At 67.1% G+C, this 14,348-nt stretch carries 12 protein-coding genes; 7 read left to right on the top strand and 5 right to left on the bottom strand.

Annotated elements, in window-relative coordinates:
• Positions 1-105: 105 nt before the first annotated feature.
• Together cueR and JWQ90_RS09385 are read right to left on the bottom strand one after the other, a co-directional pair.
• Positions 106-549, bottom strand: coding sequence for a Cu(I)-responsive transcriptional regulator (cueR, locus tag JWQ90_RS09390; protein ID WP_299692591.1), 444 nt, complete (start codon positions 547-549; stop codon positions 106-108).
• A complete protein-coding gene (locus JWQ90_RS09385) occupies positions 536-2,716 on the bottom strand; it encodes a heavy metal translocating P-type ATPase (RefSeq protein ID WP_299692588.1) in 2,181 nt (726 codons plus the stop codon). Before JWQ90_RS09385 ends, cueR begins: the two co-directional genes overlap by 14 nt.
• A 112-nt stretch (positions 2,717-2,828) precedes the next feature.
• Between JWQ90_RS09385 and JWQ90_RS09380 the strand changes: the two genes are divergently transcribed.
• The 7 genes from JWQ90_RS09380 (at position 2,829) to JWQ90_RS09350 (ending at position 10,675) form a co-directional block, all read left to right on the top strand.
• Positions 2,829-3,026: a heavy-metal-associated domain-containing protein gene (locus tag JWQ90_RS09380; RefSeq protein WP_299692585.1), complete on the top strand. Its 198-nt coding sequence runs from the start codon at positions 2,829-2,831 to the stop codon at positions 3,024-3,026.
• Between the two features lie 142 nt (positions 3,027-3,168).
• On the top strand, positions 3,169-3,999 hold the full coding sequence (gene kynA, locus JWQ90_RS09375; protein WP_299692582.1) for a tryptophan 2,3-dioxygenase: 831 nt from the start codon (positions 3,169-3,171) through the stop codon (positions 3,997-3,999).
• Between the two features lie 62 nt (positions 4,000-4,061).
• Positions 4,062-4,427: a hypothetical protein gene (locus JWQ90_RS09370; protein WP_299692579.1), complete on the top strand. Its 366-nt coding sequence runs from the start codon at positions 4,062-4,064 to the stop codon at positions 4,425-4,427.
• 116 nt (positions 4,428-4,543) lie between these two features.
• Positions 4,544-5,902, top strand: a complete 1,359-nt coding sequence (locus tag JWQ90_RS09365; RefSeq protein WP_299692576.1) for a TolC family protein — start codon at positions 4,544-4,546, stop codon at positions 5,900-5,902.
• A complete protein-coding gene (locus JWQ90_RS09360; protein WP_299692573.1) occupies positions 5,895-7,121 on the top strand; it encodes an efflux RND transporter periplasmic adaptor subunit in 1,227 nt (408 codons plus the stop codon). The genes JWQ90_RS09365 and JWQ90_RS09360 overlap by 8 nt, the downstream gene beginning before the upstream one ends.
• Positions 7,118-10,249 carry an efflux RND transporter permease subunit gene (locus tag JWQ90_RS09355; RefSeq protein ID WP_299692570.1) on the top strand — a complete coding sequence of 1,044 codons (3,132 nt, stop codon included), beginning with the start codon at positions 7,118-7,120 and terminating at the stop codon, positions 10,247-10,249. Before JWQ90_RS09360 ends, JWQ90_RS09355 begins: the two co-directional genes overlap by 4 nt.
• 114 nt (positions 10,250-10,363) lie before the next feature.
• Positions 10,364-10,675, top strand: a complete 312-nt coding sequence (locus tag JWQ90_RS09350) for a helix-turn-helix transcriptional regulator (RefSeq protein ID WP_299692567.1) — start codon at positions 10,364-10,366, stop codon at positions 10,673-10,675.
• 344 nt (positions 10,676-11,019) lie between these two features.
• On the opposite strand, the gene JWQ90_RS09345 is transcribed toward JWQ90_RS09350, so the two are convergent.
• From JWQ90_RS09345 to istA, 3 genes are read right to left on the bottom strand one after another with little or no spacing between them, the layout of a single operon-like run.
• The gene (locus tag JWQ90_RS09345; protein ID WP_299692564.1) at positions 11,020-11,355 is read right to left on the bottom strand and encodes a hypothetical protein; all 336 of its coding nucleotides are present in this window, start codon (positions 11,353-11,355) and stop codon (positions 11,020-11,022) included.
• Positions 11,356-11,360: 5 nt separating this feature from the next.
• Positions 11,361-12,104, bottom strand: a complete 744-nt coding sequence (istB, locus tag JWQ90_RS09340; RefSeq protein ID WP_299692561.1) for an IS21-like element helper ATPase IstB — start codon at positions 12,102-12,104, stop codon at positions 11,361-11,363.
• Entirely contained in the window at positions 12,097-13,590 is a 1,494-nt protein-coding gene (gene istA / locus JWQ90_RS09335) for an IS21 family transposase (RefSeq protein ID WP_299692558.1), read from the bottom strand. The genes istB and istA overlap by 8 nt, the downstream gene beginning before the upstream one ends.
• Positions 13,591-14,348: the final 758 nt, after the last annotated feature.

Raw genomic sequence — 14,348 nt, 5'->3', positions numbered from 1 at the left:
TAGGACCGCGTCGCACCGGCTCGGCAGCCGCTGGCGACGACTCAGGAGCAAGGGCTGTCGTGTATCAACAAATACTGGCCGCACAGCCGCAACCGCGGCCTGCGCTCAGGTTCTTTGCACCGTCGCGGCAAGGTCTTCGAGGATCGGACAGTCCGCACGCTGGTCGCCGTGGCAATGGCGCGCCAGATCGCTGAGCGCATTGCGCATCGAGCGCAACTCGTCGATCTTCGCGTCCAGATCGGCGACATGGCGCTGCGCCATGCGCTTGACCTCGGCGCTGGCGCGGCGCGGATTGCGCCACAAGCCCAGCAGCTCCTCGATCTCGCCGGTGGAAAACCCCAGGCCGCGGGCGCGCTTGATGAAGCGCAGCGAATGCAGCTGGCTTTCGTCGTAGCGGCGATAGTTGCCGTCGCTGCGATCAACGCCGTGCAGCAGGCCGATGCTCTCGTAGTGGCGGATCATCTTGGCCGACACGCCGCTCGCCTCGGCGGCCTGGCCGATGTTGAGACTGACAACAGCGGCGGCTTTGCGGGCCTCAGTGCGCGGCATCTGCTTTCTCCCTGGCGGAGCCGCGCCAGCGGCTCAAGCTCAGTGCATTGCCGACCACACTGAGGCTGCTGAAGGCCATCGCGGCACCGGCGATCACCGGGTTCAACTGGCCCAGCGCCGCCAGCGGCACGCCGGCGAGGTTGTAGACGAAGGCCCAGAACAGATTCTGCCGGATCTTGCGCGAAGTTCGCTGCGCGATGTCGATCGCATCGGCAACCAGGGACAGGTCGCCGCGCATCAGCGTGATCGCAGCCGAGCTGATCGCGACGTCGGTGCCGGTGGCCATGGCGATGCCGACATCGGCGGCGGCAAGCGCCGGCGCATCGTTGATGCCGTCGCCGATCATCACCACGCGCTCGCCGGGCCGCTTCAGCGATTCGATGACCGCGGACTTGCCGGCCGGCAGCACCTCGGCATGGACCTCGGTGATCGCCATCTGCCGCGCGACTGCCTGCGCCGCGCCGGGATTGTCACCGGTCAGCAGCACGCAGCGGATGCCGCGCTGCTGCAGGCGCGCGATCGCGGTCTGCGCTTCGGGCTTGATCTCGTCGCCGAATGCCAGCAGGCCGAGCAACTGCGGCGAGGGTGCGGTCTGCACGAGCCAGGACACGGTCATGCCATGCCGCTGCAGTTCGGCGGCCTGCAGGTCCAGCGAGCCTGGATCGATGCCGGCATCGCGCATCAGCCGCGCGTTGCCGAGTTGCAGCACGCGATCGGCGATGCGCCCTTCGATACCGCGGCCCGGCAGCGCGCGAACATCGCCCGCCTCCACCAGCGGCGCGCCGCGTTCGCGCGATGCATCGATTACCGCACGCGCCAGCGGATGCTCACTGCCACGCTGCAATGCCGCTGCATCCTGCAGCAGCGGCACTTCGCCGCGACCATCGGCAGCCTGCAAGCGGACCAGTCGCGGGCGGCCGCGGGTCAAGGTGCCAGTCTTGTCGAACACCGCAATCGTCGCGCTCCGCAGCAGCTCCAGCGCCTCGGCATCCTTGATCAAAATGCCCTGGCGCGCAGCGGCGCCGGTGCCTGCCATCATCGCGGCCGGCGTCGCCAGGCCCAGCGCGCAGGGACAGGCGATCACCAGCACCGCCACCGCGTTGATCAGCGCCTGTTCCCAGTCACCCGAGACCAGTCCCCAGGCGAGCAGCGTGACACCCGCCGACAGCACGATCACCGGCACGAACACCGCGCTGACACGATCGACCAGCCGCTGGATCGGCGCCTTGCCGGCCTGCGCCGATTCCACCAGCCGCACGATGCGCGCGAGCATGGATTCGGCACCGACCGCGAGCGTGCGCACGAGCAGCAGCCCGGTGCCATTGATGGCGCCGCCGATGACGCGATCCGGCGCCGACTTGTCCACCGGCAGGCTCTCGCCGGTGATCAGCGACTCGTCGACCTCGCTATGGCCGTCGAGCACCAGCGCGTCGACCGGCACGCGCTCGCCGGGCCGGATCACGACGACGTCGCCGACGCGCACCTGAGCGATCGGCACATCGGTTTCCGCGCCCGATGCGCTGCGCAGCCTCGCCGTCTCCGGCCGCAAGGACTGCAGCGCGCGGATCGCGGCGCCGGTGCGGCGCTTGGCGCGCGCCTCCAGGTACTTGCCGAGCAGCACCAGCGTGATGACCACGGCCGATGCTTCAAAATACAGTACGGCGTGCATGCCCTGACTCAGCAACTCGAACAGCGACAGCCCGTACGCTGCCGAAGTACCGAGCGCGACCAGCAGATCCATATTCCCGGTGCGGTTACGCAGCGCGCTCCAGGCCGCGCGATAGAAGCGCGCGCCGAGGCCGAACTGCACCGGCGTCGCGAGCACCAGTTGCAGCCAGCCCGGCAGCATCCAGTGCAGGCCCAAGGGCATGATCAGCATCGGCAATAGCAGCGGCAGGCTCAGCACTGCAGCCGTCGCGCTTGCGCTCCAGGCCGGCCAGCGCGACTCCGCCGGTGGCGGCGCCTGCAGCGTGCGCGCCTGGTAGCCGGCATCGACGACGGCGGCAATCAAGACCGCACTATCGACCTGCCCGCTGACCGTGGCGTGCTCGGTCGCCAGATTGACGTTGGCCGCGCTCACGCCCGGAACACGGCGCAGCGCACGCTCGACCCGGCCGGAACAGGACGCGCAAGTCATGCCGCCGATAGCGAGGTCAATACTGTGCATCTGCCCACGATAGACCTTCCCATCATGGCAAGGTCAAGCGCGGCTCCGGGACTTGAGCTTGCCATGATGGGAAGGTCCAGACTGTGGTCTCGAGCAAACCTGGAGAAGCACCGTGCTGGACCTGGAAATCAAGGGCATGACCTGTGGCCATTGCGTGCGCGCCGTGACACGCGCGGTGCAGACGCTGGACCCGGCGGCGACGGTCGCGATCGACCTGCCGACCGGCCACGCGAGGATCGAAACTGCGCAAAGCACGCAGGCCATCGCCACGGCCATCCGCGCGGAAGGCTACGAGGTGAACGTCGTGTAGGTTGGGGTGAGCGCAGCGATCCCCAACGCTTGCCCCGCGCCGATGTTGGGGTTCGCTGCGCTCACCCCAACCTACGGCAGAGCGCTTTTTATTCGGCTGCATTGGTCGCATGCTTCAGCGTCTGCAATCTGGAGCCACGTTGATGGCCGACACACCTGCCGATACCGGCGCGTACACCGACTTCGCCAAGGCCATGAGCTACGGCGACTACCTGCAGCTCGACACGCTGCTGTCGGCGCAAAAGCCGCTCAGCGAGCAGAGCGACGAGCTGCTGTTCATCATCATCCACCAGTCCACCGAGCTGTGGATGAAGCTGGTGCTGCACGAGCTCGGCCTGGCGATCACCGGCGTGCGCGAAGACCGGCTGCAGCCGGCACTGAAGAACCTGGCGCGCGTCGGCCGCATCCAGGCGCAGATGATCCAGTCCTGGGACGTGCTGTCGACGATGACGCCGGCCGAGTATTCGGCATTCCGCGATTCGCTGGGACGCTCGTCCGGCTTCCAGTCGGTGCAGAACCGGCGCATCGAGTTCATGCTCGGCAACAAGCAGGAGGCGATGATCGCGCCGCATCGCCACGACGCCGCGCTCAGCAGCACGCTCGACGAAGCCCTGCGCGCGCCGAGCCTGTACGACGAGGCGATCGCACTGCTGGCGCGTCGCGGTTTTGCGATCGAGCCGGCGATGCTGAAGCGTGATTTCCGCGCGGCTCATGCCAGCAACGACAGCGTGCGTGCAGCCTGGCTGCAGATCTATCGCGACCCCGATCGGTACTGGGATCTGTATCAGCTGGCCGAGAAGCTGGTCGATGTCGATGACTGGTTCCAGCAATGGCGGTTCCGTCACATGACCACGGTCAAGCGCATCATCGGCTTCAAGCGCGGCACCGGCGGCACCGATGGGGTCGGCTATCTGCGCAGAGCGGTGGACATCACGCTGTTCCCGGAACTCTGGGATCTGAGGACCGAGCTGTGAAGCGGGCTGTGGATGATCCCGGCTTGCCCGCGCATCGCTGCCTGGCATAACGTTGCCATCGCATGCACACGCTCCGGCCCTTGCTCAACCTGATGCTGGCACTGGTATTCCTGGTGCAGGGCTACGGCGTAGCCGCGGCCGGCCGTTCGCCGGCCGAGCTGCGCGGTCATCCGACATCGGTCAGCATCGCCGGCGCGCAGCTGATGCCCTGTCACCACCCATCCGCTGATGCCGGCAAGCGCAGCTGCTGCAACGCGGCCTGCCCCGACATGCTCAGCTGCGCGCTGGGCACGTTCGCGATCCTGAACGCCGAAACGATGCTGCCGCTGGCCCCGGATCAGCTGCCGGCCGGCCGCATCGCCGCGACGCTCTACCCCGCCGCTCCCGACGGCGCCAGCTTCCGACCTCCGATCACGCTGCCGGCCTGAGCCCGGCGCAGCCACGGCTGCGTCCGCCACCGCCGGAGTCGGAATCCCGAGGAGGCCTTAGCCTCGTCAACCCGCTCCAGTGAGCGCATCAGCCTGCTTCGCTGAGAGACACCGCAATGAAACCGTTCGACTGCCTGCGCGCGATCCGCGCCGGCTTGCCGCTGTCGCCCGCCCTTGCCCGCGCGCTGGCAACGGCGCTGGCACTCGCGATGTTCCCGCTCCACGCCGAACCACCGCCCGGCGATCCGCCTGCGGATTCCGGCGCTGCCACCAGGCTGCGGATGGAGCAGGCCGAGCAGCTCGCGGTCGAGCAGCAACCGCTGCTGGAAGCACTCGACGCAAGAGCCCGCGCGGCACGCGAGCAGGCCATCGCGGCGCGGCAGCTGCCCGATCCGCAACTGCTCGCCGGCGTCGTCGATCTGCCGGTGGATACGGCCGAGGCGGGCAGCTTCCGGCAGGACAGCGACACCCAGATCCAGGTCGGCCTGATGCAGGAGTTCCCGCGCGCGGCCAAGCGCCAGCTGCGCGGCGACAGCCTGGGGCACGAAGTCGAACGCCTCGCCGCCGACCGTAGTCTGGCCGCGCGCAGCATCCGCCGCGACGCGGCCCTGGCCTGGCTGCAGGTGTGGCGCGACGAGCAGGCCCTTGAGCTGACGCGCGCGACGCAGCGCGAGGCGCAAGTGCAGGTGCAGGCGGTCGAGATCGCACTGAAGGCCGGCCGGGCGGCGCAGGCCGATCTGCTGACGGCGCGCATCGAGGCAGGCCGGCTGCGCGACAATGTCGCGGGCGCCGAGCAGAGCCTCGCGCATGCCCGCAACCGGCTGGCGCGGTGGATCGGCGACGCCGCGCAGCAGGCCATCGATGCGGATCTGCCGGCCCCCCCGCCGCTGCCGCCGCTGGAGCGGGTGCTGGCGCGCGTCCGCGTCCATCCGCAGCTGGCCGGCCTGCAGGCCCAGGTGGCGGCGGCGCAGACCGGTGCCGATCTGGCGCAGGCCAGTTACGCGCCGGACTGGCGCGTCGAGCTGGGCTACGCGCACCGGCAAGCGTACTCGGAAGAAGTGACGCTCAAGCTCGGCGTGGATCTGCCGGTGTTCACGCGCAACCGCCAGGATCGCGGCCTGGCCGCGGCGCTGGCCGAGAAGGACGCCGCGGAATTTGCGGTCGCCGACGGCCTGCGCCAGCTCCAGGCCGAAGCCAGGCTCAACCATCACGATCTGATCCGTCTCGGCGAGCGCATCCGGGACTACGACGACGCACTGCTGCCGCAAACCCGATCGCGCATCGACGCGGCGCTCGCCGCCTGGCGCTCCGGCAGCGGCCAGCTGACCCAGGTCCTCGACGCGCGCCGCGCTGCGCTCGAGCTGCAAATGAACCGGCTCGATCTACAGCTCGACGCCGCCATGCATTCCATCCAACTCCGCTACCTCGGCGCCTACGGCACCGCCTCCGACGGCGGGGAGAACTCCGATGAATAAAACAATCCCCATTGCGGTTCTCGTGATCCTCGCCGCTGCCGCCGGCGGCTGGTGGCTCGCAAAACATCACTCGCCGCAAGCGGCCGCGCCGAGCACGGCCGCAGCCGATCGCAAAGCGCTGTACTGGTACGACCCGATGAAGCCCGACCAGCATTTCGACAGTCCCGGGAAATCGCCTTTCATGGACATGGAGCTGGTGCCGAAATACGCCGACGAAAGCGCGTCGGTAAGCAGCTCCACGATCGTCACGATCGATCCGCGCATGGCGCAGAACCTGGGCATGCGCACCGCCGCCGTCACCGCCGGGCCCGGCTCCGTCGGCATCGAGGCGGTCGGCAGCGTGATGGTCGACGAGCGGCGCATCGTCGCCATAGCGGCGCGTGCCGCGGGCTGGGTGGAGCATCTGGACGTGCGCTCGGTCGGCGACGTCGTGCAGCGCGGACAAGTGCTGGCCGGCGTGTACTCGCCCGATCTACTCGCGGCCCAGGAAGAGCTGGTTCTGGCCAAAAAACTGGACGACCCCGCGATGATCGAAGCGGCGCGCACGCGCCTGAGTCTGCTCGGCATCGGCGAAAACAAAAATGGCGCGCAACGCCGCGTCGCGATCAGCGCGCCGCAGTCCGGCGTGGTCACCGAGCTGCTGGTGCGCGAGGGCATGCAGGTCACGCCGGGCATGCCGCTGATGAAGCTCGCCGACCTGTCCAAAATCTGGATCGTCGTCGAGATACCCGAAGTACAGGCAGCTTCGGTGACGCCGGGCCGCGCAGCGCAGGCGCGACTGCCGTCGCTGCCGGGCCGGCTTTTCAGCGGCAGTGTGGACTACGTCTATCCCTTGCTCGATGCGCAGACACGCACGCTGCGCGCGCGGCTGGCTTTCGACAACGCCGATCTGGCGCTGAAGCCCGGCATGTTCGCGCAGGTGTCGCTGCCGGGCCTGGATGGTGCCGAACTCACGCTGGTGCCGAGTGTAGCGGTGATCCGCACCGGCACCCGCAATGTGGTGCTGGTGGTGGAAAGCGCGGGACGCTACCGCCCCGTGGAAGTCACGCTGGGGCCGGAGCATGACGAGCAGATCGTCGTCATCAGCGGGCTGAGGCCGGGTCAGCAGGTGGTGACTTCGGGCCAGTTCCTGATCGATTCCGAAGCCAGCCTGCTCGGCGCCTACCAGCGCATGAACGCCGCCGACGCAGCGCAGCCGCGGCTTGGAGCAGTGCCGTGATCGCCGGGCTGATTCACTGGTCGCTGCACAACCGTTTTCTGGTTCTGCTCGGCGCGTTGCTGCTGACGGCCTGGGGCCTGTATTCCGCGCGCAACACGCCGCTGGATGCGATCCCCGATCTGTCGGACGTGCAGGTGATCGTCAGGACCACGTATCCGGGACAGGCGCCGCAGGTCGTCGAAGACCAGGTCACTTATCCGCTGACGACCACACTGCTGTCGGTGCCGCATGCGAAAACCGTGCGCGGCTATTCGCTGTTCGGCGAGTCCTTCGTCTACGTGCTGTTCGAGGACGGCACCGATCTGTACTGGGCGCGCTCGCGGGTACTCGAGTACCTGTCACAACTGCAGGGGCGCCTGCCGGCGACGGCGCGCGCGGCACTAGGGCCGGATGCGACCGGCGTCGGCTGGATCTACGAGTACGCGCTGGTGGATCGCAGCGGCGCCAGCGACATCGGCCAGCTGCGCGCACTGCAGGACTGGTTCCTGAAATACGAGCTGAAAACGGTGCCCAACGTGGCCGAGGTCGCGACTATCGGCGGCTTCAACCGGCAGTACCAGATCGTGCTCGATCCGGATCGGCTGCGGGCCTACCGCCTGCCGCTGGAGACGGTGATCGCGGCGGTCAAGGCCTCCAACAACGAAGCCGGCGGATCGGTGCTGGAACTCGCCGAAGCCGAATACATGGTGCGTGCACGCGGTTATCTGAAATCGCTGGATGACTTCCGCCAGATTCCGCTCGGGCTGGGCAGCAACGGCACACCGATCCTGCTGCGCGACGTCGCGACGGTGCAGATCGGCGCGGAAACCCGGCGCGGCATCGCCGAGCTCGACGGCGAGGGCGAAGTGGTCGGCGGCATCATCGTGCTGCGTTCGGGCGAGAACGCACAGACCACGATCAAGGCGGTCAAAGCCAAACTCGAAACACTGAAAGCAAGCCTGCCCAAAGGCGTGGAAGTGGTCGAGACCTATGACCGCTCGCTATTGATCGACCGCGCCGTCGACAACCTGTCGCAGAAGCTGTTCGAAGAGTTTCTGGTCGTCGCCGTGGTCTGCCTGATTTTCCTGTGGCATCTGCGTTCGGCGCTGGTCGCGATCGTGACGCTGCCGATCGGCATCCTCGCCGCGTTCATCGTGATGCACGCGCAGGGCATCAACGCCAACATCATGTCGCTGGGCGGCATCGCGATCGCGATCGGGGCGATGGTCGACGCGGCCGTGGTGATGATCGAGAACGCGCACAAGAAACTCGAAGTCTGGCGGCACGAGCATGCAGGTCACGAACCGGAAGGCGAGCAGCGGCTCGGGCTGATGGCCGAGGCTGCCGCCGAAGTCGGCCCGGCGCTGTTCTTCAGCCTGCTGATCATCACGCTGTCCTTCGTGCCGGTGTTCACGCTGCAGGCGCAGGAAGGCCGCCTGTTCGCACCGCTGGCGTATACCAAGACCTATGCGATGGCTGCGGCAGCCGGGCTTTCGGTCACACTGATCCCGGTGTTGATGTTCGCCTTCATCCGCGGACGCATCGCCGATGAGACCGCGAATCCGCTGAACCGCGTGCTGATCGCGGGCTATCGGCCGGTGATCGATGCCGTGCTCCGCTATCCGCGTTCCACGCTGGCGATTGCGGCGATGGTCTCGCTGGCGACACTGTGGCCCGCGACGCATCTGGGTAGCGAATTCATGCCGCCGCTGGATGAAGGCGACGTGCTGTACATGCCCACCGCGCTGCCGGGCCTGTCCGTCGGCAAGGCCGCCGAGATCCTTCAGCAGACCGACCGCATCCTCAAGACCTTCCCCGAAGTCGAGCGCGTGTTCGGCAAGATCGGCCGCGCGGAAACCGCGACCGATCCGGCGCCGCTGGAGATGGTCGAGACCACGGTCCGGTTCAAGCCGAAATCCGAGTGGCGCCCTGGCCTGGATACCGAGCAATTGATCGCGGAAATGGACGCGGCGCTGAAAATCCCGGGCATGGGCAACGTCTGGGTGCAGCCGATCCGCAACCGCATCGACATGCTCGCGACCGGCATCAAATCGCCGGTCGGCATCAAGATCGCCGGGCCCGACCTGGCGGTGATCCAGCGCCTGGGCAGCCAGATCGAAGCGGTGGTGAAGCAGATCCCGGGAACCGCGTCGGCATTCTCCGAGCGGGTATCCGGAGGACGCTACATCGAGATCGTGCCGGACCGGCTGGCCGCGGCGCGCTATGGCCTGAGTATCGACGACGTGCAGCGCATCGTTTCGGTGGCGATCGGCGGCGAGAATATCGGCGAGACCGTCGAAGGGCTGCAGCGCTTTCCGATCAGCCTGCGCTATCCACGCGAGCGTCGCGATTCGGTGCAGGATCTGCGCGATCTGCCGGTGGTGACGATACGCGGCGAGACCATCACGCTGGGCTCGGTCGCCAGTGTCGCGATCACCGACGGGCCGCCGATGATCAAGTCGGAGAACGCACGGCCCAATGGCTGGGTCTACGTCGATATCCGCGGGCGAGACCTCGGCGGATATGTGGCCGACGCGCAGCGCGCAGTCGCCGAGCAAGTGCCGCTGCCACCTGGATATTCGATCGCCTGGTCGGGCCAGTTCGAATACCTGGAGCGCGCGTCGCAGCGGCTCAAGCTGGTCGTGCCATTCACGCTCGCGGTGATTTTCCTGCTGCTCTATCTGACGTTCCGCAGCGCCGCGTCGGCGACGCTGATCATGGCGACTTTGCCGTTCGCGCTGGCCGGCGGCTTCTGGCTGATCTACCTGCTGGGCCAGCACTTGTCGGTGGCATCCGGTGTCGGCTTCATCGCACTGGCCGGCGTATCGGCCGAGTTCGGCGTGATCATGCTGGTCTATCTGGACAAGGCGATCCGCGATCGCCGCGACAGCGGCGAGCTGCACACCGAGGCCGATCTGCGCGACGCGTTGGTCGAAGGCGCGGTGCTGCGTGTGCGGCCCAAGGCGATGACCGTCGCCGTCATCGTCGCCGGGCTGATCCCGCTGTTTGTCGGCCAGGGCACCGGCAGCGAAATCATGCAGAGAATCGCCGCGCCGATGATCGGCGGCATGATCACCGCGCCGCTGCTGTCGATGATCGTGTTGCCGGCGGCGTATCTGCTGATGCGCCGCCGCGGGCTACGGCCTTGAATTCATAATGTGTCATATCATATACAAATAATGATTCTAAAGGGTACGATATGACCCATTATGGCCCGAACATCACCCGCTTTATTGCCTCGCCTTTCCCGTCTATTGAAGGGAATGGGCGACAACATCCGAAAGGCGCGCTTACGTCGTGCCTATTCGGCCGAGACCGTGGCGCAGCGTGCCGGTATTACCCGTAAGACCTACTCGCGGGTGGAGCAAGGCGATCCCGCGGTGAGCTTAGGCGTCTATGCAAGGGTGCTGCAGGCGATTGGGCTGGAGAACGACATCGGCTTGATCGCCAAGGACGATGAGTTGGGCCGCAAGCTGCAGGACTTGAAGCTGGAAACTCCTAAGCGCGCTCCTCGGCGAGCAGCCGCTGTTGTCGAATCGGAGAATCCGCCTTCCGGGCGCCAGGAACCCGAATGAGCCGCGTAGACGTTGTAGAGGTGTATGCCGACCCGCAGCATGTAGGGCAAGCCTTGCTGATGGGTGTTTTGCGATGGCAAGCCGGGTCGAGAGCGCAATGCAGTCTTGCAGGGACTACGGCAGATCGCGGCGCAGGCCGGAAGGATATGCTCGATCTTCAATGTGAGCCGCGAACTGCAATACCTCGAAGGTGCGGGACGCGCGACACACACCAAGGCCGAAGAACAATTCAAGCACCTACCTCTTGCTGTTACCGGCTGCGTAAATCCGCGTAAATCCGGCGGCAAGGCTTGCTCTGTGGCGGCGACGTGGTGGCCTGTGACTTGGAAGCAGTCGGCGGGGGACTACGGGATTTCGCGACGGCTGTTTCTCAAGCCCTGAAGCCAGTCGGCGGCCAATCGATGCAGGTCCGCTGCGGCGGGCGGCAGGTCGAGGCCCGATGGCATCTGCAGGCACTCGGCACTGTCGCGCAGGACATTGATGGCAAGCGTGAGCAGCTCGTCCTGGTCGATGGCGGCCCGGTCGGGCTGCCGATCGTGGCGTAGGAAGTCCTGGATGTCCTGGTGATAGAGCCGCCAGAGGTCGTCCTGGAGGATCTGCAGGAGTTCGAGCACGGCGTGGGCCTGTTGCCCGGACCAGTCGAGCGGCAGTTGCGGCCGATGTGCAGGGAGCGTCGGCATGGCGATCAGCGCTGGGGTTTGCGCCGTCGCGCCGCCTGCTGCTCGGCGCGTTCGCGGGATTCCTTGAGGCGGTAGGACTCGCCTTCCAGGGCAATGATCTCGGCGTGATGAGTGAGGCGGTCGATGAGGGAGACCACGCAGGCGGCGCTGGGAAAAACCTCCTTCCATTCGGAGAAGGATTTGTTGGTGGTGATCAGCGTGCTGTTCTGTTCGTAGCGGCGATTGGTGAGTTCGAAGAGCAGGTCGGCGTGGCGGTTGGAGTAGGACAGGTAGCCGACCTCGTCGATGCACAGGAAATCAATGGCGGCGTAGTGGCGCAGGCGACGCCGGAGCGCGGAATCGCTATCGAGGGCGGCCAGATCGCCGAGCAGCTGGCCGGCGCTGATGAAGAGCACCGTGTGGCCCTGCACCAGGGCCTGGTGGGCGAGATTGCGCGCCAGCGTGGATTTGCCGATGCCATTGGGTCCGACCAGGAAGACGTTGGTGGCATCGGCGAGAAACGCCAGCGTCATCAGCTCGTCCAGCGCGGCGCGGTCGCAGCGGCTGGGCCAGGTCCAGTCGAAGTCGGCGAGCGGCTTGAAGCACCCCAGGCGCGCGTCGCGGACCCGGCGTTCAAGGCTGCGCCGGGCCCGTTCCTGCTCTTCCCAGGCCAGCAGGTCGGCAAGCCAGGGGGCGTTGGCGGCTTGTCCCCAGTGGGCCAGCAGGCCATGCAGGTGCAGATCCCGGGCACGCTGTTGCAGGTCAGTCATCGGCGGCGTCCTTGATACGGTCGTAGGTGTCCAGCCGATGCGCTTGCACCGCGACATCGCGGCCCTGCAGGTGTGCCGGCAGGGTCAGGGCGATCGGCGGTGGTTGCTGGCGCTGCTCGCGCCGGCGTTCGAGTGCCAGGCGCACGGCATTGGGATGCGGGACGTTCGAAGCCAGTGCCATGTCGATGGCGGCCTGCAATTCGGCGGCGCCGTAGCGCTCCAGCAGCCGGACCAGGGCGGCGGTGATCGAGCCCAGGTTGCCGCCGCGTTCGGCGGCCTGGACCAGCAGGGTCCTGCTGGCCGGTGCAGCGTGGGCGAGCCGGTCGGCAGCGCGATGCTGACGGCCTGCGCGCTTGGCCTGCACCAGTTTCTCGATGTGCGACGCCTGCTCGATCTGCCGGCCCTTGTCGTAGCAGCGCGCATGCTCGGCCAGCACCTGGGCGCCGTCGGCGATGCGCACGCGCGCAGGGTCGGCGAGCACCGTCAGGGCGCGTTGCACATGGGTATGGGGGATCGAGTAATCGTTCAAGTCGAAGCGCACGTACGGGGTCTTGGCGGCGGTGACGGCGCGGCGCTCGATCAGGGGGTATTCGTGTTCCGGGAGCACCAGTAGCTGCGGGGCTTCCTCAGCGAAGACCTCGCGCACGCTCCGGGTGCGGTCTTCGGGACACGGCCGGTCGGCGGCCGGGCCCTCGCACCACTGCGCGGCCTGCGCATTCAGATCGGTGAGGTCGGAGAATCTCCGGGCGGCGAAGAAGGCATCGCGGATGTAACGGATGGCTCGCTCGACCCGCCCCTTCTCATTGCCCCTCGCCACGGCGACCGGACGTGGTTCGTAGTGGTAATGCCCGGCAAACTCCAGCAGCGTCGGGTGAAAGCGGATCGCATCGCCGCGCCGTTCGAGCACGGCGCTTTTCAAGTTGTCATACAACAGAATCCGCGGAAGACCGTTCCAGGCCGCAAACGCGCCGACGTGCCCGCGCAGGAAATTCTCCATGCGGGCGTCGAGGAAGAAGCGCAGATAGATCCGGCGCGAATAGCTCAGCACCATCACGAAAGCCATCAGCGGACGCTGCGCCCGGCCGATGGTGAGCTTTCCAAAGTGAGCCCAGTCAATTTGTCCTTGTTCACCGGGAAGCGTGCGCAGACGCAGGTACGCTTCGGCCTTCGGGCGCGGGCGGTGCAGCGCTACCCGGTGCCGGAAATGATCGGGTGAGCCGCGATAGCCGCGCTCGGTCACCATCGCGTACAGGCGGCTGGCGGTGAGGCGGGGAAACTGCTCCAGCGTCTGCAGCATGAAGGGCAGATAGGGATCCACGGCGCTGGGTCGCAGCGGTGCGCCGAGCCGCGGCAGACCGGCCTGGTGCAGGACGCGCGCGACGGTGCCGTGATGGACGCCCAGCTGGCGCGCGATCGTGCCCATGCGCCACTTCTCGACGTGGTAGTAGCGCAGGATTTGCATCGTCAAATCAGGGCCAATGCTCATACGGTTGCCGTCCTCGGGACGCGGATCGATGGGCCCGGCGACGGCGCAGGAAACGACTGCGCAACCACGGCGACACCGGTGCTCCGCAGCGCTGGCAGCGCCAGCACAGCAGCTTCGTTGCCGGCGACGCGGACCGTGTCGGCGGGGACCGCGGCACTACACCATCCGACCCCGCCGCGGGTGAACCCTGATGCGTCACTTTCTTTCGCCGCGCCCGATAACGGCGTGCGCGTTGCGCATGGGCCAGACGGCCCCGGTAGCTGCCCTGGTAGCGACACGCCGCTTCACGCTGGGACGCCCGGCGCGCCTGCTGCGAGCAGTCCGTCCCGCAGTACATCTGGCCTCGGTCGCAACCGCTGCACAGCACAACCTGCACGCGGCAGCGGGCGCACACGAACCATCGCGCGGAATCGTCCAATGGCGTCTCCGGTCATGCCGAAGAGCGCTGGACGTGATTCGTCCCCCAGTGCCATAGTCAACGGGCACTTGTTCTCAAGCGCGTGCGGATGCGGCGTCGAATCAAACCGGCCAGGAGTGAGCGACGCCGTACCCGCTCTTCAGCGGTCGCGACTTCTTACCCGCTTCGCGCTGTCGCTGCCACTCACTGCCCCGATCCATCCGTCGCGATACCGCCCAGGCCCGTGTCGGCACTGGGCATCGCTCACGCGACCGCCAACCATCCCCCGTTCTGTCCAGCCTGGATTGGACTCGCTGACTTCTCGCCGCCAGATTTACGCGGATTTGAACCGCCGTTCACA

This window comes from Hydrocarboniphaga sp. (genome assembly GCF_028291725.1).
Taxonomy (GTDB): Bacteria; Pseudomonadota; Gammaproteobacteria; order Nevskiales; family Nevskiaceae; genus Hydrocarboniphaga.
The sequence above is the reverse complement of the archived record's forward strand: the minus strand, read 5'-3'. Positions and strand labels throughout refer to the sequence as shown.